We start from the raw sequence: 6,227 nt of genomic DNA, 5'->3' as shown, positions 1-6,227 counted from the left end.
CCCGCCACAAGCCACCGCCCGCCGCCACGCTCAGCTTTCCGGGCCGGTCGTCATAGCGCAGCGAGGCGGCCGCAAGGCCTATTGCGGCCGCCTGCCGCGCCTCGTCGCGGATGCCGCTGATGTCCGAATTGAGCTGGCTGAGCTTCTGGTCGGTATAGTCGTTGGCCTGTTGCAAGGTCGTGACCGCCACCTTGTCGGTGTAGTCGTTGGACGTATCGATAGCGTAGGCTACGCGGTTGTCCGTATAGCTCTTGCCCGCGGTCAGGCCCTGGTTCATCTGGTCGACGTTGACCGCATCGGTCCCTTTGACGCCGGGGCCGACATTGGAGATGACGACCGGCGCGTTGACGTCGCCGCCCTGCAACGTGATGGTGTTCGACTTGACGCCGCCCGGGGCGTCATAGGTCACCGCGTTCTCGGTAAGGTTTCCGACGCCGGCTTTCAGATCCTCGATCGCCGTATTGGTGGCGTAGAGCTGCGAGCCGTTGATCGCATCGGTGCTGTCGGAAGACACGCGGCCGGCAGCGACATTGGTGATCGTCCGCTCGGCGCCGGCGTCGCCGACGCTGACGGTTCCGGTTGGAGTCGTTCCGGCATAAGTGTAGGTCTTGCCGTTGATGACGGTGCTGGAGGTCCCGACGGCGGTCTGCGTCACCGAACCGGAACCGAGCGCCACATCGTTGGCATTGTTGGCCTGCGCGCCCTGGCCGAGCGCGACGGCGCCTTGCCCAGCGGCCGTCGAGCCATGTCCCGCGGCCAGGCTGTCGGTGCCGCTCGCCACGCTCTCCGGTCCGATCGCAACGGCGTTGGTGCCGCCGGCGATGCTGTCGGCCAGCGTCGAGTTGGCGTGGAAATACTTGATGCCGCCGCCATTGCTGATGCTGGTCAGCGCATTGTCGACGGCCGTGAAGCCGTCATAGACGGTGGAATAATTGTTGCCCTGGATGTTGTAGGTCGGGCCGGTGATCGAGCCGTCGGGATTGACGGTCGTGCCGCCGCCGAACAGGTTGCTGACGTTTTGCGTCACGCCGCGCAACTGCGAAACGTTGACGCCGTCGGTGTCGGCAGAGCCCGCCGCGACATTGGTGAGCTTGCGTTCGGCACCGGCAGAGCCGATCGACACCTCGCCGACCGACGTTTGCGGACCGGCGAGCGCAAAGGCCGTGTAGCCTGCCTGCGCGCCGACCGTGGTGATGGACTGCGCACCGAGCGCCACGCTGTTGATGAAGGTGCTCTGGGCGCCGGCGCCGAGCGCCACCGACTGGATGCCGGACGCCAGCGAATTGGTGCCGAGCGCCAGCCCATCGGCCAGCATCACATGGGCGCCCTGGCCGATCGCTGTGCCGCCGGGTGCTGTCTGGTCGACAATGGCGCCATTGCCGATGCCGATGCCGTTGTCGCCGTTGACGACCGTGGTCGGACCGACCGCGACCGACTCTGCCCCGACCGCCAGCGAGTCGACCGCCGCCGAATTGGCATGGAAATACTTGGTCGAGGTGACCGATACGGCAGCTATGGCGCCGGCGAGTTGGCGCACCGTCACCGCGTCCTGGTCCTGGGTGCCGTCGGCCACATTGGTGATCTGCCGGTACGAGGTGGCATCGCCCACCGAAACGGCGCCGAGCAGCGTCTTGTCGGTTGTGTTGTACTGGATGAAGTTGGATGGGCCGGCGGGCAATTGCCCGGTAGTCGGAGCGATCGCACGATCGGAAACCGAACCCGAACCGAGCGCCACGCCGCCGTCGATGCTGGCATTGCTGTCGCGGCCGAGCGCCAGCGCGCTGTCGCCGGTCGCGGTCGCCTGGTAGCCGACGGCGGTGGAGCCGACCCCTTGTGCGAAGGAATCGGTTTGCGCCAGCCCGGCCTCGTTGGTGCGGGCGTAGCGGATGCCCTCGCCATTGGCGTCGGTATAGGCGGTCGAGGGATCGCCGGCGATGTTGTTGATCGTGTTGCCGAGATCGGTCACGGAACCGCCAATGGTGCTGAGCGTGGTGCCGATGGCGTCGACGGCCTGGTTGGTGGCGGCGAGCTGCGAGCCGTTGATGGCGTCGGTCGACGTCGAACTGATCCGCCCCGCGGCGACATTGGTGATGGTGCGTTCCGCACCGACCGCGCCGACGCTGACCGTCGAAGTCGGAGTGGTACCCTGGAAAGCGTAGGTCGTGCCGTTGATCACGGTGCTCGGCGTGCCGACGGCGACGTCGGTGACACTGCCCGAGCCGAGCGCCACGTCGCCTGCGTTGCCAGCGGTCGAGTTTGCACCCAGCGCGAGCGCATTCGCGGCGCTGGCATTCGCTTGCATGCCGAGAGCGGTCGCCTGGAGGCCGGTAGCAAAGGCGTTCTGGCCGATCGCGGTGCTGGAGGTCGCCGTGGCGTTGGCATTCGCGCCGATGGCGGTGCTGTATTGGCCAGAGGCGTTGGAAATGTATCCCATCGCCGTTGCGTCGAGCGCCGATGCGACGGCGCCGCTGCCGAAGGCCGACGCATTGGCGTCGGATGCACTCGAATTGACACCGGCCGCGATGGCGTTCGTCCCCGTTGCGGTCGCGACGGGTCCGATCGCAACGGAGTCCGTGCCCGTCGCCGAGGAGTCCGCCGCCGTCGAGTTGGCATGGAAATACTTGATGCCGCCGCCGACATTGATGTTGTTGACGACGGCGCCGATGGCATCGACGGCCTGGTTGGTGGCGGCGAGCTGCGAGCCGTTGATGGCGTCGGTCGACGTCGAACTGATCCGACCCGCGGCGACATTGGTGATGGTGCGTTCCGCGCCGGGCGCGCCGATGCTGACCGTCGAGGTCGGGTTGGTGCCCTGGAAGGCATAGGTCGTGCCATTGACCACCCCACTGGCCGTTCCGACCGCCGTGGTGGTCACCGAGCCCGAGCCGAGCGCCACGTCGCCGGAGCTTGCCGCCGCCGTCGCGCCATCGCCAAATGCGATATTCCCGGCGAGGCCGGCGGCACCTGCCGTGGAGCCGTTGCCCAACGCCACTGAGCCTTGGCCGATCGCCTTGTTGTTGTTGCCGATGGCGACGGCACCGTTGGCCGCGTTGGCCGCGGTGGCGGTCGCCGTGCCGTCGCTGTTGGCGATGTTGTTTGCGCCGCCGGTGAAGGCGCCGGTGCCGCTGGCGAAGCTCGGATCGCCGATGGCAACCGCGCCGTCTCCATAAGCGACGTTGCCCGCACCGATGGCGACAGCCTTGCCCCCGCTTGCGTTTGCGTTGGTGCCGATGGCGACGGCGTCGACGGAGTTCGCAGTGGCCTGGAGACCGACCGCGATGGCGTTGGCTGCGGACGCCGTCACGTCCGTGCCGATGCCGATGGCGCTCTGTGCGCTGGCGCCTGCTCCAAAGGTGCGCGAGCCGACATAGATGGCGTTCAACCCGGACGCGCTCGCCGAAACGCCGACAGCGACGGCATTGGTGCCGCTGGATGCGGCGCCGATGCCAAGCGCTGTGCTGGCAATCCCGCTGGCGTTGGCGCTGACGCCGGCGGCGAGGGAATTGTCTCCCGTCGCATTCGCTCCAGACCCGAATGAGGAGGCGTTTGTGCCGCTGGCAACGGCCGTGTTGCCAACCGCTGTGCTGGCGGCGCTGCTCGCATTTGCGGTCGTGCCGATGGCGATGGAATCGTTGCCCACGGCGGTGGCCAAACGGCCGCCGGCGAACCCACGGTCGCCGCTGGCAGTGGCGTTCCCGAGGGCTGTGGAATTCGCTCCCGAAGCAACGGAGAAGGTGCCGAGGGCGGCGGAGCCGGCTCCCGTGGCCTGGGTGCTGGCGCCGATCGCGACCGCGTTGGTGTTGGTTGCGGCCGCACCGGCCCCCAGCGCCATCGAGGCCGCGCTCGAGGCCGCCGCGTTCTTGCCTAAAGCCACCGCGTTTCCTGCAGATGAAACGGATTGGCGTCCTATCGCAATGCTGTCGACCTGAGATGCCCTGACGTCCGTGCCGATGGCGATGGCGCTCTCTTCAAGGGCGCCCATTCCCGCAACAGTTCGGTTGCCAAGATTGACGGCGTTGATCGCCGTTGCGGTCGCCTGGAAGCCGATGGCGATGGCATTCTGGTTGCTTGCGACGGCGCTATTGCCTTGGGCAAGCGAATCCAGCCCGGACGCTGTTGCACCAAACCCGAGCGCGGTGGCGCGCAGTCCGGTCGCCCGGGTAACATAGCCGATCGCCGTCGAGTTCGTTCCGTCCGCACGCGCGTTCAGGCCAAAGGCGGCCGCGCCTGCGGCTGCAACCGAGTTGACGCCAATGGAGCTTGCTCCATCCGCAGTAGCTTGGGCGTTCCCGCCTAACGCGAGGGCGTTGACGCCGGTTGCCTTCGCAAAGACACCTATGCCTATGGAGTTGAGGCCATTGACACTCATCGAATAGCCGATGGCGATCGAAGCATCGCCCGTTGCGCTGTTGGAGGTGCCCAATGCCACGCTGTTCGCGCCATTCGCCTGGGTGCCGTTACCGATGGCGACGGCGTTGCCGGCTGTCGCGGTTCCGCCGCCGGCCTGATATTGCGCCTGAGCCGGCGTCGCAGCCATGCCGATCGCGAAGGCGCCCAGCATCGCGGCCGCCGCCCCCGACATCCCGCCGACGCCCAAAGTTCCCAGCCCCAGGCGCTTGCGCCCCATGCCGAGCGCACGATGCGCCATCCGTAGCACAGCCATCAGGCGGCGGCGAACCGAGCGGGAACTGACATCGGCCCCCGCGATCCAGTGCCCGGCGAAATGCGCCGCGCGACGCTGAACAAGAAGCGAGCCGTTCGAAATCTGGTTGTCGGTCATGGTTCCCTCTCCGCTGGCCGGCACGAAATGTCTGACAATTCCGTTCCACCGCAGGAAGACATGATTCCTGCCCGCGGTATTTCACGAAATTGCTGCCTTGTGAGAAAAGATCGGAGCAAACCTGCAGAGGTTAACGGCTTGTTACCTTAGCCAATGCTTTAAAACCAAGAAATAAAGCAACGACCTAAGCGCCACCTCATCTAACCTTGGCGTTAAGCTTGCCCACCCGCAGCTGCAGCGGCGTCACCTGGCGGTATTTCTTCATCACGGTGGTAAAATGGCTCTGGCTTGAAAATCCGCAGGAATGCGCGATGTCGGCGATCGTCATGCGGCTGTCGGCAAGCAGTCTTTCAGCCAAATCCAGCCGCAGCTCGAGGACATACTGGTGCGGCGGCACCCCGAACGTCCTCGAGAAAGCCCGCATGAAGTGGTACGGCGAAAGCTCGCAAACAGCGGCCATTTCGGCAAGCGCCAGCTTGCGGGTAAAGTTCTTGTCCAGAAATTCCTGCACGCGGCGTGTGCTGCGGACCGAAAGCCCGCCTTTCGCGTTGAGCGTCGGCCGTCGCAGATTGGTTCCGGAAGCCGGTCCGGGGAAACCATCATCACCCGGCATTTTTCGGCCTCCTGACACGTCCCAGATGAGGTTCAGCCGGAGGCCTTCCTCCTCGTTCCCCCGAAAAACAATTCGTGATTGATCGAAGCCGGCCGGCATCGCCATTCATCGGATCGTTCCGGCCGGACGGCGAACGATGAATGTCTGCGAGACGGGATCGCGGACGGAGGGTATGACACTCCCCCGCGCGGTGGCCCTCCTGGGCCCGGCGCTTTCAGGAATTATGTCCAGGACAAATCGAGCTGTCCGTTCTCGATTGACGCCCCGGGAAACGCCGCTTTCCCGAGCATCGTCCGTATTTTTCATTGCCTGGCCTCAGCCGCTTGTCCGCCGCCTGAAATCCCCCTTAGCCCGACCCGGATCCAACGTAACGCACATGGCGCGGAGTGTGAATAACATCCGTACGCAAAGAAAAAATTTTGTTCGGGATAAGAAGACGGACCAGTCAACAAGGCAAGGACTGGACCATTTCGGAACCTTCGCCGGCGCATAGGCTGACGGAGCATCAAACGAAAAACCCGCCTGTTCGGCGGGTCACTGGCGCAAATCAGCACCATGCACAAATTTATACCTTAGCTGAGGTCACCGAGTCAAGAAAAAATTCCTATCGTGAAAGCTGCCAGCGCAAAAGTGCCAACACCGAGCCCGCTGCCGCGAGGCCTCTGGTTGGCCTGAGTTCGGAGCCCTGCTTCAGGTCTGGGTAATTCGACCAATTCAGCAGCCCTTCAAGGCAATGTAGAGCTACCCGATCGGCTGCCGGTCATTGCAGATCGTCGCGACGATTCTCGTACAAATCCCATGTAAGTTCCACAAACCCCAGAAGAACGTCCTCCT

General features: G+C 64.9%; 2 protein-coding genes. Both read right to left on the bottom strand.

The features are described from left to right. Positions 1–4,780, bottom strand: a 4,780-nt coding sequence (locus EN893_RS14400; RefSeq protein WP_128361602.1) for a calcium-binding protein, incomplete at its 3' end; no start/stop codon positions are given. 196 nt (positions 4,781–4,976) lie between these two features. Next, positions 4,977–5,498, bottom strand: a complete 522-nt coding sequence (locus EN893_RS14395; RefSeq protein WP_127271838.1) for an AraC family transcriptional regulator — start codon at positions 5,496–5,498, stop codon at positions 4,977–4,979. Between the last annotated feature and the right edge of the window lie 729 nt (positions 5,499–6,227).

The sequence above is a fragment of the Mesorhizobium sp. M7A.F.Ca.CA.004.04.2.1 genome (genome assembly GCF_004022825.1).
In the GTDB taxonomy this organism is placed as follows: Bacteria; Pseudomonadota; Alphaproteobacteria; order Rhizobiales; family Rhizobiaceae; genus Mesorhizobium.
This window is presented reverse-complemented; position numbering and strand designations above follow the sequence as displayed.